This window comes from Luteibacter sp. NPDC104163, assembly GCF_055584245.1.
The window spans coordinates 266,293-267,223 of sequence record NZ_JBVJMK010000007.1; the positions used below are offsets into that span (position 1 = coordinate 266,293).

The following is a 931-nucleotide window of genomic DNA, read 5'->3' on the forward strand; positions in this document are numbered from 1 at the left end:
CGCGGGGCCCGCCGGGCGGGGGGGGGCCCGGCCCCCCGGCCGCGCCCCCCCGGGGGGGGGGGGGGCGGGGGGGCGGGGGGGGGGGGGGGGGGGGGGCCCCCCCCCCCCCCCCGCCCCCCCCCCCGCTCCCACAAGGCTCTTTACAACGTGGTTCTTGCGCGTTTGCGGCCTAGCCACCAGCCGATCGCTGCGCCGGCTAGCAGCCAGCCGACGACCTGTTCGATGAGGTAGGCAAACGTGAACGGTGCCGGGAATCGGTACCAGTTCCAGAACGGCACGCTGAGGGTTAGCCAGGTGAAGATGCCGAAGCCGATACCGAACATCAGGCCGCGGCCGAAGCTTGCGCCGGCGGCGCCGAGGATCAGCGTGACGATCAGTGCGGCCGCAGTGTCACTGAGCCACTGGTGGAACAGGTTGTGGCCCATCGCCATCGGGTTGCGCCCTTCCGGCTGGTACACGATGAAGGCGTAAGGGTTGGCTTCGTTCTTGGCGATGTAGGCCTGCAAGGCCTTGTCATCGCTGCGCATCGATGGATCGAAGTGCGGGATCACGTAGACACCCGACTCCTGTGGCAAGGCGGTTCGCATCGTTTCGAGCAGGCGATTTTCATCGGTGGGTGCGCGCATGGACATCTCCCCCAGCGGCAGCACCATGTGCGCGAACGCGCCCCAGAAGAACATGATCAGGCCGCCAATAAGGGTGGCGATGGCGATACGCATGGCGGCTCTCCCGTGGCTGGTGGCCCGAGGGTACGACCGCGCGGGCCGGCGGGAAATCGGCCATTTGGCAGGGGTTGCGGGCGGTGTTGTGGGCCCTGTTGTGGGCCCTGTTGTGGGAGCGCGCTTGCGCGCGATGGGGCTTGCGGCTAGCACCCATCGCGCGCAAGCGCGCACCCCCCCGGGTGAGGGGTGCGTCATTTCGCGGGCTGCGT

General features: G+C 69.6%; 1 protein-coding gene. It reads right to left on the minus strand.

From position 1 onward, the window contains the following. Positions 1-140 precede the first annotated feature (140 nt). On the minus strand, positions 141-719 hold the full coding sequence (locus ACZ6YI_RS11545) for a hypothetical protein (protein ID WP_465778779.1): 579 nt from the start codon (positions 717-719) through the stop codon (positions 141-143). Between the last annotated feature and the right edge of the window lie 212 nt (positions 720-931).

Excerpts from the sequence above, each read along its gene's own strand:
- ACZ6YI_RS11545 (WP_465778779.1), bottom strand. The coding sequence starts at position 719 with ATGCGTATCGCCATCGCCACCCTTATTGGCGGCCTGATCATGTTCTTC.